This window comes from Paracoccus salsus, assembly GCF_021556615.1.
In the GTDB taxonomy this organism is placed as follows: domain Bacteria; phylum Pseudomonadota; class Alphaproteobacteria; order Rhodobacterales; family Rhodobacteraceae; genus Paracoccus; species Paracoccus salsus.
In genome coordinates, this window is sequence record NZ_JAKGGD010000002.1 from 120,470 (window position 1) to 134,848 (window position 14,379).

Annotated in this window: 14 protein-coding genes; 12 read left to right on the forward strand and 2 right to left on the reverse strand. The window is 64.5% G+C overall.

Features of this window, described 5'->3' with window-relative positions; translation table 11 throughout:
* Positions 1-89: 89 nt before the first annotated feature.
* On the reverse strand, positions 90-1,958 hold the full coding sequence (gene cobT / locus L1965_RS03895) for a cobaltochelatase subunit CobT (RefSeq protein ID WP_235755103.1): 1,869 nt from the start codon (positions 1,956-1,958) through the stop codon (positions 90-92).
* A 148-nt stretch (positions 1,959-2,106) separates the two neighbouring features.
* Here cobT and L1965_RS03900 point away from each other — a divergent pair, with 148 nt between their 5' ends.
* The gene (locus L1965_RS03900; RefSeq protein WP_235755104.1) at positions 2,107-2,691 is read left to right on the forward strand and encodes an NADPH-dependent FMN reductase; all 585 of its coding nucleotides are present in this window, start codon (positions 2,107-2,109) and stop codon (positions 2,689-2,691) included.
* A gap of 185 nt (positions 2,692-2,876) precedes the next feature.
* Here L1965_RS03900 and cobS read toward each other — a convergent pair whose 3' ends face one another.
* A complete protein-coding gene (gene cobS / locus L1965_RS03905; RefSeq protein WP_235755105.1) occupies positions 2,877-3,848 on the reverse strand; it encodes a cobaltochelatase subunit CobS in 972 nt (323 codons plus the stop codon).
* A 130-nt stretch (positions 3,849-3,978) separates the two neighbouring features.
* Between cobS and L1965_RS03910 the strand changes: the two genes are divergently transcribed.
* From L1965_RS03910 to L1965_RS03960, 11 genes are all read left to right on the forward strand, one after another.
* Complete coding sequence (locus L1965_RS03910) at positions 3,979-4,533, forward strand: sigma-70 family RNA polymerase sigma factor (RefSeq protein ID WP_338421463.1); 555 nt, start codon at positions 3,979-3,981, stop codon at positions 4,531-4,533.
* Positions 4,530-5,243, forward strand: a complete 714-nt coding sequence (locus L1965_RS03915) for an anti-sigma factor (protein WP_235755106.1) — start codon at positions 4,530-4,532, stop codon at positions 5,241-5,243. Before L1965_RS03910 ends, L1965_RS03915 begins: the two co-directional genes overlap by 4 nt.
* Positions 5,244-5,356: 113 nt before the next feature.
* Positions 5,357-5,593, forward strand: coding sequence for a hypothetical protein (locus L1965_RS03920; RefSeq protein ID WP_235755107.1), 237 nt, complete (start codon positions 5,357-5,359; stop codon positions 5,591-5,593).
* Positions 5,594-5,715: 122 nt separating this feature from the next.
* Complete coding sequence (locus tag L1965_RS03925; protein WP_235755108.1) at positions 5,716-6,720, forward strand: DUF808 domain-containing protein; 1,005 nt, start codon at positions 5,716-5,718, stop codon at positions 6,718-6,720.
* A 186-nt stretch (positions 6,721-6,906) separates the two neighbouring features.
* Positions 6,907-8,223 carry a sn-glycerol-3-phosphate ABC transporter substrate-binding protein UgpB gene (gene ugpB, locus L1965_RS03930; RefSeq protein WP_235755109.1) on the forward strand — a complete coding sequence of 439 codons (1,317 nt, stop codon included), beginning with the start codon at positions 6,907-6,909 and terminating at the stop codon, positions 8,221-8,223.
* 55 nt (positions 8,224-8,278) lie between these two features.
* Positions 8,279-9,157 (forward strand): sn-glycerol-3-phosphate ABC transporter permease UgpA, encoded by an 879-nt coding sequence (gene ugpA, locus L1965_RS03935; protein WP_235755110.1) that lies wholly within the window; start codon positions 8,279-8,281, stop codon positions 9,155-9,157.
* A complete protein-coding gene (ugpE, locus tag L1965_RS03940) occupies positions 9,157-10,005 on the forward strand; it encodes a sn-glycerol-3-phosphate ABC transporter permease UgpE (RefSeq protein WP_235755111.1) in 849 nt (282 codons plus the stop codon). The genes ugpA and ugpE overlap by 1 nt, the downstream gene beginning before the upstream one ends.
* A 1-nt stretch (position 10,006) precedes the next feature.
* Positions 10,007-11,014: a sn-glycerol-3-phosphate import ATP-binding protein UgpC gene (locus L1965_RS03945; protein ID WP_235755112.1), complete on the forward strand. Its 1,008-nt coding sequence runs from the start codon at positions 10,007-10,009 to the stop codon at positions 11,012-11,014.
* Between the two features lie 109 nt (positions 11,015-11,123).
* Complete coding sequence (locus L1965_RS03950; protein WP_235755113.1) at positions 11,124-12,212, forward strand: M4 family metallopeptidase; 1,089 nt, start codon at positions 11,124-11,126, stop codon at positions 12,210-12,212.
* A gap of 45 nt (positions 12,213-12,257) precedes the next feature.
* Entirely contained in the window at positions 12,258-12,542 is a 285-nt protein-coding gene (locus tag L1965_RS03955; protein WP_235755114.1) for a protealysin inhibitor emfourin, read from the forward strand.
* 602 nt (positions 12,543-13,144) lie between these two features.
* Positions 13,145-14,377, forward strand: coding sequence for an aromatic ring-hydroxylating oxygenase subunit alpha (locus tag L1965_RS03960; RefSeq protein WP_235755115.1), 1,233 nt, complete (start codon positions 13,145-13,147; stop codon positions 14,375-14,377).
* Positions 14,378-14,379: the final 2 nt, after the last annotated feature.

The following is a 14,379-nucleotide window of genomic DNA, read 5'->3' on the forward strand; positions in this document are numbered from 1 at the left end:
GTCTCGGAATTTCCGCGACGGCGGGCGCGACATCGGGGGGTCCGGGGGGCTGGCCCCCCGGCCGTCGCGGGACGCAAGTCGGGCGTCGCTCAACCGCGCCGGATCGCTGCCATTCCCAGCACCCGGGCACGCTTTCGGGGGTCCCTGTCGAACAGTGCCGCAAGCTGTTCGGTGATCGCACCAGCCAGCTGCTCGGCGTCGGTGATCGTCACCGCGCGCTCGTAATAGCGGGTCACATCATGGCCGATTCCGATCGCCAGCAGTTCGACCGCACGCTTGCGCTCGACCATGGCAATCACGTCGCGCAGGTGTTTCTCGAGATAGTTGGCCGGGTTCACCGACAGCGTGCTGTCATCAACCGGCGCGCCGTCCGATATCACCATCAGGATCTTGCGCGCCTCGCTGCGCTTCGACAGGCGCTTGTGCGCCCATTCCAGGGCCTCGCCGTCGATGTTTTCCTTCAGCAAACCTTCCTTCATCATCAGCCCCAGATTGGGGCGCACCCGACGCCACGGCGCGTCGGCGGACTTGTAGATGATGTGCCGCAGATCGTTCAGCCGTCCCGGCTGCGCGGGGCGACCGGCCTGCAGCCACGCCTCGCGCGCCTGCCCGCCTTTCCAGGCGCGGGTGGTGAAGCCCAGGATCTCGACCTTGACCGAGCAGCGTTCCAGCGTTCGCGCCAGCACATCGGCGCAGATCGCCGCGATCGAGATCGGCCGGCCCCGCATCGACCCTGAGTTGTCGATCAGCAACGTCACCACGGTGTCCCGGAACTCGGTGTCCTTCTCGACCTTGAAGCTCAGCGGCGTCGTCGGGTTGGCGACGACGCGCGCCAGACGCCCGGCGTCCAGCACACCCTCTTCCTTGTCGAATTCCCAGCTGCGGTTCTGCTGCGCCTGCAGGCGACGCTGCAACTTGTTGGCAAGGCGCGACACCGCCCCGCGCAGCGGGTCCAGCTGCTTGTCCAGGTAAGCGCGCAACCGTTCCAGCTCGGCCGCGTCGGCCAGATCCTCGGCGCGGATCTCCTCGTCCCATTGCTGGGCGAAGACCTTGTAGTCGGGACTGGCCTCGCTGACGGGCGGCGGCAGGTCGGGCGGGCTGTCGGACTCGGGCATCTCGGCTTCGTCCGTTAGCTCTTCGTCGGACTGGTCGTCCATGCTGACCTGGGCCTGACGCTCGTCCTGCTGCTGTTCCTGGGATCGCTCGGCCGAGCTGTCCGAGTCTTCGCTTTCGTCCTGATCGGGGGACTGGTTGTCGCCGGCCTCTTCGTCCTGCTCGGCGTTATCCTCCGCGTCGTCCTGTTCGGGCTCGTCCGGGTCGTCGCCCAGCTGGTCGCCATAGCCCAGATCGCTGATCAGCCGGCGCGCAAGCCTCGCGAACGCCGTCTGGTCGGCCAGAACCTCATGGACATCGGCCAGCGACTCGGCGGCCTGCTGTTCGACGAAGGGCCGCCACAGATCGGCGACATGCTGCGCCCCGCCCGGCAGCGCGCGCCCGGTCGCGGCTTGCCGCAACAGATACCCGGCCGCCACGGAGAGCGGCGCGTCGGAGGGCGACTTGATCTGTGAATAGCCCTTCTTCTCGGCGTCAGCGCCGATCTTGGCGTCGATATTGGACAGCGCCCCCGGCATGTCGCGGGCCCCCAGCGCCTCGCAGCGCGCGGTCTCGAAGGCTTCGTAGAGCTCGCGCGCCATCGGGCCGGCGGGCGCGAATTTCGCATGTGTCCCGGCGTCATGGTGGCGCATGCGCATCGCCAGCGCATCGGCGGTTCCCCGAGCCATCAGGATCTCGTCGCGGCCCATCCGGCGGCTGATCTGCGGAAGACGCATCGTGTCGCCCGCGACCCCCGAGGGATCGGCGCTGAACGTGACGTTCAATTCGCGCTCATCGGCCAGGGCGCGGGTGGCCTCGGTCAGGGCCTTCTTGAACGGATCGGCGGGATTATCGGACTTCTTCATGCCTTCCATAGACCACCACGCGGCACGCGGGGCAAGAGGTCTGCGCAGCCCCGCGCAGCCCTGCAGGCGGATCCCGGACGCAGGCACGGAACCAACGACGCCGCCCTGCGTTCTGCCAAATACCATCGCATCAGGAAAGGATTCTCGCATGGCCAAACCGAAGATCGCCGTCATCATCAGTTCGACGCGCGACGCGCGCTTCGCCGACAAGCCGGCGCAGTGGTTCATGGGCAAGGTCGCAGGGCATCCCGATCTTGATTTCGACCTCGTCGATCTGCGCGATCAGGACCTGCCCTTCTTCAACGAAAAAGCGTCGAATCTGTGGGTTCCGTCCGAGGATCAGCGCGCCGTCGCGTGGCAGAAGAAACTGGCAGGATATGACGGCTTCGTCTTCGTGGTCGCGGAATACAACCATTCGATCACCGGGGCGCTGAAGAATGCGCTGGACCAGGCCTACAAGGAATGGAACCGCAAACCGCTGGCGGCACTGGGATATGGCGGCGTCGGTGCGGCACGCGCGGTCGAGCATCTGCGGCTGATCGGGATCGAGCTGCAGATGGTGCCGCTGCGCAACGCCATCCATATCGGCGGCGGCGACTTCATGAAGGTTTCTCCGATGGGCGAAAACGCGCCCATGTCCGAGATCGAGGACCATCTGGAAGGCGGGCTGGACGGCATGCTGGATGAGCTGGTCTGGTGGACAAACGCGACCAAAGCGGCCCGCGAGGGCTGATCTGGCCCTGAGGCCATCGGGCGGCGCGGTCGGCATCGGCGCTGATCGCGCCTGTGGACAGGAAAGGCTTCTGATGGAGGTCATGGTTCGTCGGGCGGGCCGGCCTGTTGCCGCGGTGCGCATGCGCTGAACGCGCGAAGCCGGCGTCTTCCGTAGCGGACGCCCGGACGACTGTCACCGTGCCGTCAATGTGCCTTCGAGGCCGCACTTTCCGGCAATTCCTCATCGAACAGGCGCTGGTAGAACTCGGCCACCGTCTGGCGTTCCAGTTCGTCGCATTTGTTCAGGAAGGTCAGCCGGAATGCATAGCCGATATTGTCGAAGATCCGGGCATTCTGGGCCCAGGTGATGACGGTGCGCGGTGACATGACCGTGGACAGGTCGCCCTGCATGAACGCGGTCCGGGTCAGATCGGCCAGCGTGACCATCTGGCTGATCGCCTTTCGGCCCTTCTCGTTGTTGTAGTTCGGATTCTTGGACAGAACGATCGCAGCCTCGGCGTCATGGGACAGATAGTTCAGCGTCGCGACCAGCGACCAGCGGTCCATCTGGCCCTGGTTGATCTGCTGGGTGCCGTGATAAAGCCCGGTGGTATCGCCCAGACCGACCGTGTTCGAGGTCGCGAACAGCCGGAAACAGGGGTTTGGCGTGATCACCTCGTTCTGGTCCAGCAACGTCAGCTTGCCGTCCGCCTCCAGCACGCGCTGGATCACGAACATCACGTCCGCGCGGCCTGCATCGTATTCGTCGAAGACGATTGCTGTCGGGTTGCGCAGCGCCCAGGGCAGTATGCCCTCGTGGAACACCGTGACCTGCTTGCCATCGACCAGCTTGATCGCGTCCTTGCCGATCAGGTCGATTCGGCTGACATGGCTGTCCAGGTTCACGCGTACGCAAGGCCAGTTCAGCCGCGCCGCCACCTGCTCGATATGGGTCGATTTCCCGGTGCCGTGATAGCCCTGGATCATCACCCGGCGGTTATAGGCAAAGCCTGCCAGAATCGCCAATGTCGTGTCCGGGTCGAACTTGTAGGTGCTGTCGATTTCGGGCACGCGGTCGGTGCGTTCGGCGAAGCCCTTGACCTTCATGTCGCTGTCCAGACCGAACGCCTCGCGCAGGTCGATCTCTTCGGTTGGTTTCGCGTTCATGTCCAGCATCGGGGGCCCTTTCCTCGCATCCGCGTCTTGATCGCGCATTCGTTGTCAGTGTGCAAGCCGACGGCGCGTTGACGCGCCCCCGCGCGCCTCATAAAGTCGCCCGCAGAAACAAGCCGAGCGAGGGCCGCGCGTGCAGGACGCCCGCAGATTGAAGCTGGAAGAGATGATCGCGCGCACCGCTCTGGGCGACCGTGAGGCGTTCGAGGCGTTGTATGACGCAACCTCGGCAAAGCTGCACGCCGTCTGCCTTTCGGTCCTGAAGGATCGCCCCGAGGCCGAGGAAACCCTGCAGGAAGTGTATATCAAGGTCTGGCAGAACGCCGCGCGCTATGCGGCCAACGGGCTGTCGCCGATGACCTGGCTGATCACCATCGCGCGCAACCGCGCCATCGATCGGTTGCGGGCCCGCAGTTCGCGCCCGGCGACCGCCTCGACCGAGGCTGCGGCGACCGTGGCCTCGTCCGAGCCCGGCCCTGAAACCGCGACCATCCGCGCGCAGGAACGCAGGCTTCTGGACGAATGTCTCGCCCAGCTGGCCGAGCCACAGGCCGGCGCCGTACGGGCCGTCTATCTTGAAGGCATCACCTATGCCGATCTCGCGCAGCGCGAGGGTAAGCCGATCAACACGGTCCGCAGTTGGCTGCGCCGCAGCCTGCTGCGCCTGAAGGATTGTGTGAGCCAATGACCGAAGATCAGCCTCTGACCCCGGAACAACAGGACAACCTGCTTGCGGCGGAGCTTGCGCTTGGACTGCTGGAAGGCGACGAGGCCCGCGCCGCCGTCGCGCGGCTGGCCGAGGACCCCGACTTCGCGCAGGCAGTGCGCGACTGGCAGGAACGACTGGCCGGACTGGCCGAAAGCCTGACGCCGGTCATGGCGCCCGCGCGTGCCCGGCAGGGAATCCGCGAGAAACTGGGCCACGGCCTTGCTCCGCTGAGCGAGGATCCGAACCAGCGCCGGTCGTGGTGGCGCAGTCCGGTCGGCGCTCTGGCCGGCCTGCTGGCCGTGGCCGCGGTCGCCGCCTTCCTGTGGCTGCCGGGTCAGACGCCTCCGATCCCGACATCGGGTCCGGACTATCAGGCCGAACTGGTGTCCGAAGACGCGGCGCTTCGCGTCGCCGCGCGTCTCGAGGGCGACGAAATGGAGATCGCCCTGCAACAGGGCGCGCCGTCGTCAGGCCGCGATTACGAGATCTGGTGGATCAGGCCCGATGGAAGCGCCCCGATCTCTCTGGGCGTCGTGCCGCAGTCGGGCAGCGCCCGCATGACCCTGCCCGAAGGTCTGGATCCCTCCGAAGGCATCCGCATCGCGTTGTCGGACGAACCGGCAGGCGGGTCGCCGACCGGTCAGGCGACCGGTCCCATCGTGGCGATCGCAGAGCTTACGCGCTTGTGACAGGATCGCCGGGCTTTCCCGGCGCGACCGACCACCAAGACCTCCGTGACTGTGTTTGCCGGATGCGAAACCGCAGCCCAGGACACCCGGACGCCTTGGCATGAGGCGCATGCATGACCACCACTCTTGCTGCCTCGGCCCTTGCTGTGATGGCGACCCATGACGCGTTCGCCAGGCAGGCCGACGCAGCGGGGACCGATCCGCTGAAGCCACAGAACAGCGACGCCCCGGCGCAGGTCCTGACCTGCGACGTGGTTGTCGCGGACGCGATGTCACCCGCGATCGGCAAGATGATGACATCCGGGATCGGCCCTCCATGCGGCGCTGTCGGGCGATCGGGGCCCCGATAATCCGTGCGCCGCGCGGTGCATGGTGCCGATTCGCTGATCGAGGCGCACTTAACCGCCTTGCGCGCGCCGGGTTGCACCTGCAATTTGCGAGCGAACGGAATGACGCGGAAACCGGGGGACACATGAGCGGTCTGATTGCGCTGCTGGACGACGTTGCGGCGATCTCGAAAGTGGCTGCGGCCTCGATCGACGATGTCGCCGGACAGGCCGTGAAGGCCGGAACAAAAGCGGCGGGCGCGCTGATCGACGATGCCGCCGTGACGCCCAAATACATGCGTGGCTTTCACGCCGACCGCGAATTGCCGATTGTCTGGAAGATCGCCCGAGGGTCGATCGTCAACAAGCTGGTGATCCTGCTGCCTGTCGCATTGCTGCTGTCGGCCTTCGCACCGTGGCTGATCACGCCGCTGCTGATGATCGGCGGCGCCTATCTGTGCTTCGAGGGCGCCGAGAAGATCGCGCATTCCTTCACCCAGACCGACGCCCATGACAGCGAAAAGCACATCCACCCCGATGACGCAGGTGCGGCGCTGGAGGAAAAACGTGTCGCCGGCGCGATCAAGACCGATTTCATCCTTTCGGCGGAAATCATGACCATCGCGCTGTCCGAGATCCCGGTTCAGAACTCGCTGTTGATGAAGGCGCTGATCCTGCTGGTCGTGGCGATCGGCGTCACCACCGCGGTCTATGGCGCCGTGGCGCTGATCGTGAAGGCCGACGATGTCGGGGTCCACCTCGCGACCGAACGCGGCGGCCTTCTGGCCGCGCTCGGCCGGGGCATCGTCAAGTTCATGCCGGGATTCATGAAGGCACTGACCATCATCGGCACGGCCGCGATGCTTTGGGTGGGGGGCCAGATTGTCGTCCACGGCATTGCGGATCTTGGCTGGCCGGTCGTTTATGACTGGATCCACCACATGGCCGAGGCCGTGGCGCTGCAGGTCCCGCAATTTCCGGCCTCGGTCGCGTGGGCGACGACGGCCTTCTTCGACGGCATCCTGGGGCTGGCGCTGGGGCTGATCCTGATTCCGATCGTGACGCATGTGATCAACCCGATTCTGCAGGTCACCATCCTGCCCGCGATCGCAGGCGTGAAGGGGATGTTCGGCGGTGGGGGGTCGGCCTGATGGCTTCGCCGCGCGCGCGCCGCGCAACGTGATCGCGCGGAAGGAAAATCCGTGAAGAAACGCGAAAATCCTCGCGTGTTGACCGCGCGATCAATTATCGTCACATTCCCTTCACAGGATCGTTGCGCTTCCGTCACCGTGGGCCGCTAGGCCGACCGGGAACGCAGCTCCAACGGGAGGAAATACATGTCTAGACTTATCACCGCATCGGCGGTGGCGCTGATCGCGTCGCTGTCGGCAGCCCATGCAAAGACGGATGTCCAGTGGTGGCACGCGATGGGCGGCGAGCTGGGCTCGAAGCTTGAGGAAATCGTCAAGGGCTTCAACGAGAGCCAGGAAGACTACAACGTCATTCCGTCCTACAAGGGCACCTATCCCGAGACGATGACCGCCGCGATCGCGGCGTTCCGCGCCCAGGAGCAGCCTGCCATCGTGCAGGTCTTCGAGGTTGGCACCGGGACCATGATGGCCGCAGAGGGTGCGATCGTGCCGGTTCACCAGCTGATGCAGGATCAGGGCGCCGAATTCGATCAGTCCGCCTTCCTGCCGGCGGTGGTCGGCTACTACACGGACACCGATGGCAACATGCTGTCGATGCCCTTCAACAGCTCGACCCCGATCCTGTATTACAACAAATCCGTGTTCGAGAAGGCCGGGCTGGACCCTGAACAGCCGCCCAAGACCTGGGCCGAGATGGAAGAATTCTCGAAGCAGATCATGGATTCGGGTGCGGCCTCGTGCGGTTTCACCACCGGCTGGATCAGCTGGATCCAGACCGAGAACTTCAGCGCATGGCACAACCAGCCCATCGGCACGATGGAAAACGGCTTCGGCGGGCTTGATGCGCGACTGACGCTCAACGGTCCGGTGCAGGTCAAGCACTGGGAGAACCTCAAGCGGTGGACCGATGAGGGCGTCTTCAAGTATGGCGGCCCGGTGGGCGGCGACAATGCCCCCCCGATGTTCTATTCGCAGGACTGCGCGATGATCATGAACAGCTCGGCCAGCCGGGCGGGCGTGATCGCCAACGCCAAGGATTTCGAGCTCGGCTTCGGCATGCTGCCCTATTACGATGATGTCGAGGGCGCGCCGCAGAACTCGATCATCGGCGGCGCCACGCTTTGGGTCCTGTCGGGTCGCCCTGACGAGGAATATGCCGGCGCCGCGAAATTCTTCGAGTATCTGTCCAGCGCCTCGGTGCAGGCGGATTGGGCGTCCTTCTCGGGCTATCTTCCGATCACCCAGGCTGCGGCGGATGAAATGGCCGGCTTCTTTGCCGAGAATCCCGGCGCCGATACCGGCATTCGCCAGATCACGCTGAACCCGCCGACCGAAAATTCGAAAGGTCTGCGTTTCGGCAACTATGTCCAGATCCGTGGCGTCATCGACGAGGAATTCGAACAGCTTCTGTCCGGCTCCAAGGATGCCCAGGGCGCACTGGACAGTGTGGTCGAGCGCGGCAACAAGCTGATCGAAGAGTTCCAGGCCCAGCACCAGCAATGACTGACCGGGGCCGCGTTCGCGCGGCCCCGCCCCCACAGGCACGACCGGAATTCGGATGAAGCGCACGATCTTCAGCAATCAGCTGCTGCCCTGGCTTCTGCTGGCGCCGCAACTGGCCATCACCTTCATCTTCTTTCTCTGGCCGGCGGGTCAGGCGGTAAGGCAAAGCTTTCTGCGCGAGGATGCCTTCGGCATCAATTCCAGCTTCGTGGGACTGACCAATTTCCGGGCGCTTCTGAGCAGCCCCGAATACATGAATTCGTTGCAGGTCACGGCGGTCTTCGCGGTGTCGGTCACGATCATGTCGATGGGGGTTGCGCTGCTTCTGGCCATCGCCGTGGACCGTATGCTGAAATCGGCGCGGGTCTATACGACCCTGCTGGTCTGGCCCTACGCCGTCGCCCCCGCTGTGGCCGGCATCCTGTGGTGGTTCATCTTCAACCCGACCATCGGCGTGATGCCCTATGTGCTGGACGTGGTCGGCTATGACTGGAACCATATCAGCTCCAAGACCGATGCGATGCTGCTGGTGGTGATCGCCAGCGCCTGGAAGCAGATAAGCTACAATTTCCTGTTCTTCGTCGCGGGCCTTCAGGCCATCCCGGCCTCCATGCGCGAAGCGGCCGCGATCGACGGCGCCGGGCCGGTCCGGCGCTTTTTCGACATCACCTTTCCGCTGCTCTCGCCGACCACCTTCTTCCTTCTGGTGGTCAACATCGTCTATGCGATGTTCGATACATTCGGGGTCATCGACGCGACGACCGAGGGCGGGCCCGCACAAGCCACGAACATCATGGTCTACAAGGTCTATTTCGACGGCTTCATCGGCCAGAACATCGGCAGTTCGGCGGCGCAATCGGTGATCCTGATGCTGCTGGTGATCTCGCTGACGGTCATTCAGTTCCGCTGGGTCGAGAAGAAGGTCGAATACTGATGATCGAGAATCGTCCCGGCCTGAACGCGATGGCCCATCTGGTGCTGATCCTGGGCGTCGTGGTGGTGGGGCTGCCGCTGTGGGTGGCTTTCGTCGCCTCGACCCATACCGCCACCGACTTCATGTCAGGCACGGTGCCGATGTGGCCGGGCCCGCATCTGGTCGAGAATTACAGCCTGATGCTGGAGCGCGGCGTCTCGACCAGCGGCACCCCGCCGGTCGCGCGGATGATGCTGAACAGCCTGATCATGGCGCTGCTGATCGCCTGCGGCAAGATCGCCATCTCGATCACCTCGGCCTTCGCCATCGTCTATTTCCGATTTCCGCTGCGCGGTCTGGCCTTCTGGTGCATCTTCGTGACGCTGATGCTGCCGGTCGAGGTCCGCATCGTGCCGACCTTCCAGGTCGTCGCGGGGCTGGGGCTGCTGAACAGCTATGCCGGCCTGTCGGTGCCGCTGATCGCCAGCGCCACCGCGACCTTCCTGTTCCGCCAGGTGTTCCTGACCATGCCCGACGAACTGGTCGAGGCCGCGCGCATCGACGGGGCGGGTCCGATGAAATTCTTCCGCGACATCCTGCTGCCGCTGTCGCGCACCAACATGGCGGCGCTGTTCGTCATTCTGTTCATCTATGGCTGGAACCAGTATCTGTGGCCGCTGCTCGTTACCACCGACTCGCAGTATTACACCATCGTGGCAGGCATCAAGCGGATGGCGGATGCGGTGGACGGGCTGCCGCAGTGGCATCTGGTCATGGCGACCGCCGTCCTGGCGATGCTGCCGCCCGTCGCGGTCGTCATCGGCATGCAGCGGCTGTTCGTCAAAGGTCTTGTCGAGACGGAGAAATAACTTGGCATCAATCACCCTCGAGAATGTCGGCAAGGTCTATCCTGGCGGCACGCGCGCCGTGGGCGATGTCAGCATCGACATTGCGGATGGCGAACTGATCGTGCTGGTGGGCCCGTCGGGCTGCGGCAAGTCCACGCTGCTGCGCATGGTGGCGGGGCTGGAATCGATCACCGAGGGCGAGGTCCGCATCGGTGACAGGATCGTCAATCGGGTCGAGCCGGCCGATCGCGACATCGCGATGGTTTTCCAGAACTATGCGCTTTACCCTCACATGTCGGTCCGTCAGAATCTGGCCTACGGTCTCAAGAACCGCGGCACGCCCCGATCCGAGATCAAGCGCCGCGTGGACGAGGCGGCCGAGATCCTGCAGATCGGCCCGTTCCTCGACCGCAAGCCTCGCGCCCTGTCGGGCGGCCAGCGCCAGCGCGTGGCGATGGGCAGGGCGATCGTGCGCGAACCAGCCGCCTTCCTGTTCGACGAACCGCTGTCGAATCTGGACGCCAAGCTGCGCGTTGCCATGCGGCTGGAGATCAAGCAACTGCAGAAGCGGCTTCGCACCACCTCGCTTTACGTGACCCATGACCAGCTGGAGGCGATGACGCTGGCCGACCGCCTGGTGGTCCTGAACGGCGGCCGGGTCGAACAGATCGGCACCGCGCTTGAGGTTTATCGCCGGCCCGCCAGCGTCTTCGTGGCAGGCTTCATCGGCAGCCCGGCCATGAACCTGCTGGACGCACGCGCGCTGCCGCATCTGCCCGGCAGCGCCCATGCAGGAACGATCGGGATCAGGCCCGAGGATCTGACGGTCACACCCGATGGGCCGATCGAATTCAGCGTCACAGCGGTCGAGGAACTTGGCGCGCAGCGCCTGGTGCACGGACTGGCGAATGGCGAGGCGATGACGATCACGCAGCCCTCGGACGCAACGCTCAGCGACAATATGCGTCTGTCCTTCGATCGCGGGAACCTGCATCTGTTCAACCGCGAGACGGGCCGCAGGATCGACTGAACCCGCTCGGCCTCGTGCCGTCGCAAGCCGCTTGTCGTTTGCGACATCCGGCTTCCATGCTACCATCGGACGGGTTGTTCCTGTCGGGGGTCGCGCAATGTGCTTTTCCTTGTCCTGTTCCGGGCACAATCCCGTCAACTGCATCATTCCGCCGTATATGCTGCAGGTCCTTGCCCTGCGTGGCGACGAAGACACCGCCCGGATGGCGCGCAGCCTGCTGAAACAGAACGAGCAGGTTCGGGACGAACGGGCGGAACACGCGCGCGCGGGCGTGCCGCCCACAGACCTGCTGTCCGGTGCATTCGCCAGCCATGCGCTCAGCCCGTCCGGGCAACTGTGCTGTCCGGACCGGCGCATCCATGACGGCGGCTTCAAGGCCGCCCTGCCCGGTACACTCATCCGCAGCGAAGGCGACGACCCGTGCGGCGTTGACGATGCCGATCTTGCCTATGACGGCGCCGGCCATGTGTTCTCGCTGTTCGCCGAGGAATACGGTCGCAACTCTCTGGACGGGGAAGGCATGCCGCTGGTCGCGACCGTCCATCACCGCCGCGCCTACAACAACGCCTTCTGGAACGGCGCGCAGATGGCCTATGGCACCGGCGACGGAGAGTTGTTCCGGACCTTCCTCGAGCTGTCGGTGATCGGACACGAGATGGCCCATGGTGTCATCCAGTTCGCGGGCGGATTGATCTATGAAAACCAGTCGGGCGCGCTGAATGAAAGCATCGCGGATGTGTTCGGCAGCCTGGCGCTGCAACGCAGCCTGGGACAGCAGGTGCACGAGGCCGACTGGCTGGTCGGTCGCGGGATCCTGGGTCCGGGGGTCAACGGCGTGGCCCTGCGCAGCATGAAGGCGCCGGGCACCGCCTATGCGGACGATCTGCTTGGCCAGGACCCGCAGCCGTGGCACATGGATCATTTCGTCACCACCACCGACGACCATGGCGGGGTCCATATCAATTCGGGGATACCCAATCACGCCTTCTATCTGTTCTGCAACTATCTGGGCGGGCGGTCATGGGAACTGCCGGGGCGGATCTGGTATCGCGCGCTGCAAAGCCTGAACAACCCCATGGCCAGCTTCGCGGACTGGGCCGATCAGACGATGGACGCGGCGACCGATCTGACCGGACGCGGCAGCATCGAAACAGTCCTGCTGCGTCGCGCATGGAAACTTGTCGGAATCGGGTTCTGAACCTAGATTGTCGCCATGAGTGCAATTTTGGGCGGATGTGTCGCCATGATCATTGAAATCGCGGCAGAGGGCGGGTTCGGCGGCATCGCCGCCGCTGCGTCGCACAAGCGCATTGATGTGGACCAGCAGGCCGAGCCGATGCGGCAGGAATTGTGCGAGGCCTTCGAACCCGATCAGCTGGCCCTGCTGGCAGACAAGCCCTGCACGACCTGCGCCGATCGCCTGACCTACCGGATCACCGTGACCGATAGCCAGCAGCACAGCCAGATCTTCACCATACGCGAGGATCAGCTGCCTCCCGAGACGCTGGATCTGATCGATCAGATGTAGCGGTCGCGGCAACGCGGCCGGAAACCCGACCGCGCGGCGGCCACGGCCACCGATCGCGCGACATGAACGGCCGGCCCCTTGGGGTGCGCATCACGGCTGGTGTCGTCGTGGCTGGCCAGCGTCCCACCGAAATGGCGGGCATGATCCGCCGCCGCGGCCTCGTTCGGCGAACCCCTTGCGATCGGGGCACCATCAGCGGGGTGCGATCGTCCCCGAGCGCGGCCTCTTTCATCCGCGATTGCCGCGAGGCCACTGGCTTCATCAGCCCAGGATGACTGCGGGGCCAGGCCCATGCGCCCGTTGCCTTGGCGATTTCGGGCGCTCCGAATCGCGCCCGCGTTCCGCCGACCGATGTCACCGCGCGATCCATCAGGCATCTTGCTTGTGGAATCGGCATGAAACGCCGCAAGATCAGAAACATGCAGCCGCGTCCCGCGGCGGGACGCAGATGTGGCGCGAAAGCCGCGGTGACGTCTTTGTCATCGCGGCCGCGCGCTCATGTCTGAATTGAAGGTCTTGAGGTCGCAAATCGTCCGTTGCCTGCGCGCAGCAGGTTTAGGTTGGCGAAAATCCAGGACAGCGCCATCGAAGGCAGGTGCGATATGAACCACACGACCTCTACAGCCGAGCTGATCTCTCAGCGCAAGCCCGGCTACTCGCTTCCCCGCGACCTCTATTGCGGGCAGGACGCCCTTCGCGACGATCTGGAACAGATCTGGTATCGCGAGTGGGTTTTCGCCATCCCGGCCTGCGAGATCCCGAAATCCGGAAACTTCGCGACGCTGCAACTGGGCGAATACCCCGTCATCATCGTTCGCGGCTCCGACGGCCGCGTCCGGGCGTTCCACAATGTCTGTCGCCACCGGGGCCAGCGGCTCTGTTCAAAGGCTTCGGGCAGCAATCCCAAGCTGGTCTGCCCCTATCACCAGTGGACCTACGACCTGGACGGCAAGCTGCTTTATGCACGCGACATGGGCGAAGGCTTCGACGCCTCCAAACACGGTCTGAAGCCTGTGCATTGCGTCGATATCGGCGGCATGATCTTTGTCTGCGTGGCCAAGGTGCCGCCGGCGATCAACGATCTTGCCCAGAACCTGATGCGCTATGCCGCCCCCAGCGGGCTGGCCGATGCCAAGGTCGCGTTCAGCCAGACGATCGTCGAGAAGGGCAACTGGAAGCTGGTGATGGAGAACAACCGCGAGTGTTATCACTGCGGTGGCAGCCACCCGTCCCTGTGCCGGACCTATTCGGACGACCCGCAGATGACGGTGATGGAAGGCCCGAATGCCGCCAGCAGCGAGATCCTGCAACACTGGGATCGCTGCGACGCTGCAAACCTGCCTTCGCGCTTTGTCAACGCGCCCGACATGCAGTGGCGCATGGCCCGTGTCCCGCTGATGGACAATGCCGAAAGCTTTACCATGTCGACCCGTGCCGCTGTTGCGATGCGGATGGGCACCATTCCCTGGAATGACGCCGGCAGCCTGATGTTCTATCATTTCCCGTCCAGCTGGAACCACTTCCTGCCCGATCACGCCATCGTTTTCCGCATCCTGCCGATCAGCCCGATGGAAACCGAGGTCACGACCAAGTGGCTTGTCCACAAGGACGCCGTCGAGGGCAAGGATTACGACCTGCAGAAACTGACCGAGGTCTGGCTCGCAACCAATGACGAGGACCGTCAGGTGGTCGAGGAAAACCAGGCCGGCGTCCTGTCGCCTGCCTATGAGCCGGGTCCCTATTCGCCCAACCAGGAAGCAGGCGTGATCCACCTGGTCGACTGGTATTGCGGCCTGATGGCCAGCCGTCTGGGATTGCAGACCGCAGCAGAGTGAGA

Coding starts and splice junctions, on each gene's coding strand:
- L1965_RS03900 (WP_235755104.1), top strand. CDS start 2,107: ATGGCCAAACCGAAGATCGCCGTCATCATCAGTTCGACGCGCGACGCG.
- L1965_RS03925 (WP_235755108.1), top strand. CDS start 5,716: ATGAGCGGTCTGATTGCGCTGCTGGACGACGTTGCGGCGATCTCGAAA.
- L1965_RS03920 (WP_235755107.1), top strand. CDS start 5,357: ATGACCACCACTCTTGCTGCCTCGGCCCTTGCTGTGATGGCGACCCAT.
- ugpE (WP_235755111.1), top strand. CDS start 9,157: ATGATCGAGAATCGTCCCGGCCTGAACGCGATGGCCCATCTGGTGCTG.
- L1965_RS03915 (WP_235755106.1), top strand. CDS start 4,530: ATGACCGAAGATCAGCCTCTGACCCCGGAACAACAGGACAACCTGCTT.
- cobT (WP_235755103.1), bottom strand. CDS start 1,958: ATGAAGAAGTCCGATAATCCCGCCGATCCGTTCAAGAAGGCCCTGACC.
- L1965_RS03960 (WP_235755115.1), top strand. CDS start 13,145: ATGAACCACACGACCTCTACAGCCGAGCTGATCTCTCAGCGCAAGCCC.
- cobS (WP_235755105.1), bottom strand. CDS start 3,848: ATGCTGGACATGAACGCGAAACCAACCGAAGAGATCGACCTGCGCGAG.
- ugpB (WP_235755109.1), top strand. CDS start 6,907: ATGTCTAGACTTATCACCGCATCGGCGGTGGCGCTGATCGCGTCGCTG.
- L1965_RS03955 (WP_235755114.1), top strand. CDS start 12,258: ATGATCATTGAAATCGCGGCAGAGGGCGGGTTCGGCGGCATCGCCGCC.
- ugpA (WP_235755110.1), top strand. CDS start 8,279: ATGAAGCGCACGATCTTCAGCAATCAGCTGCTGCCCTGGCTTCTGCTG.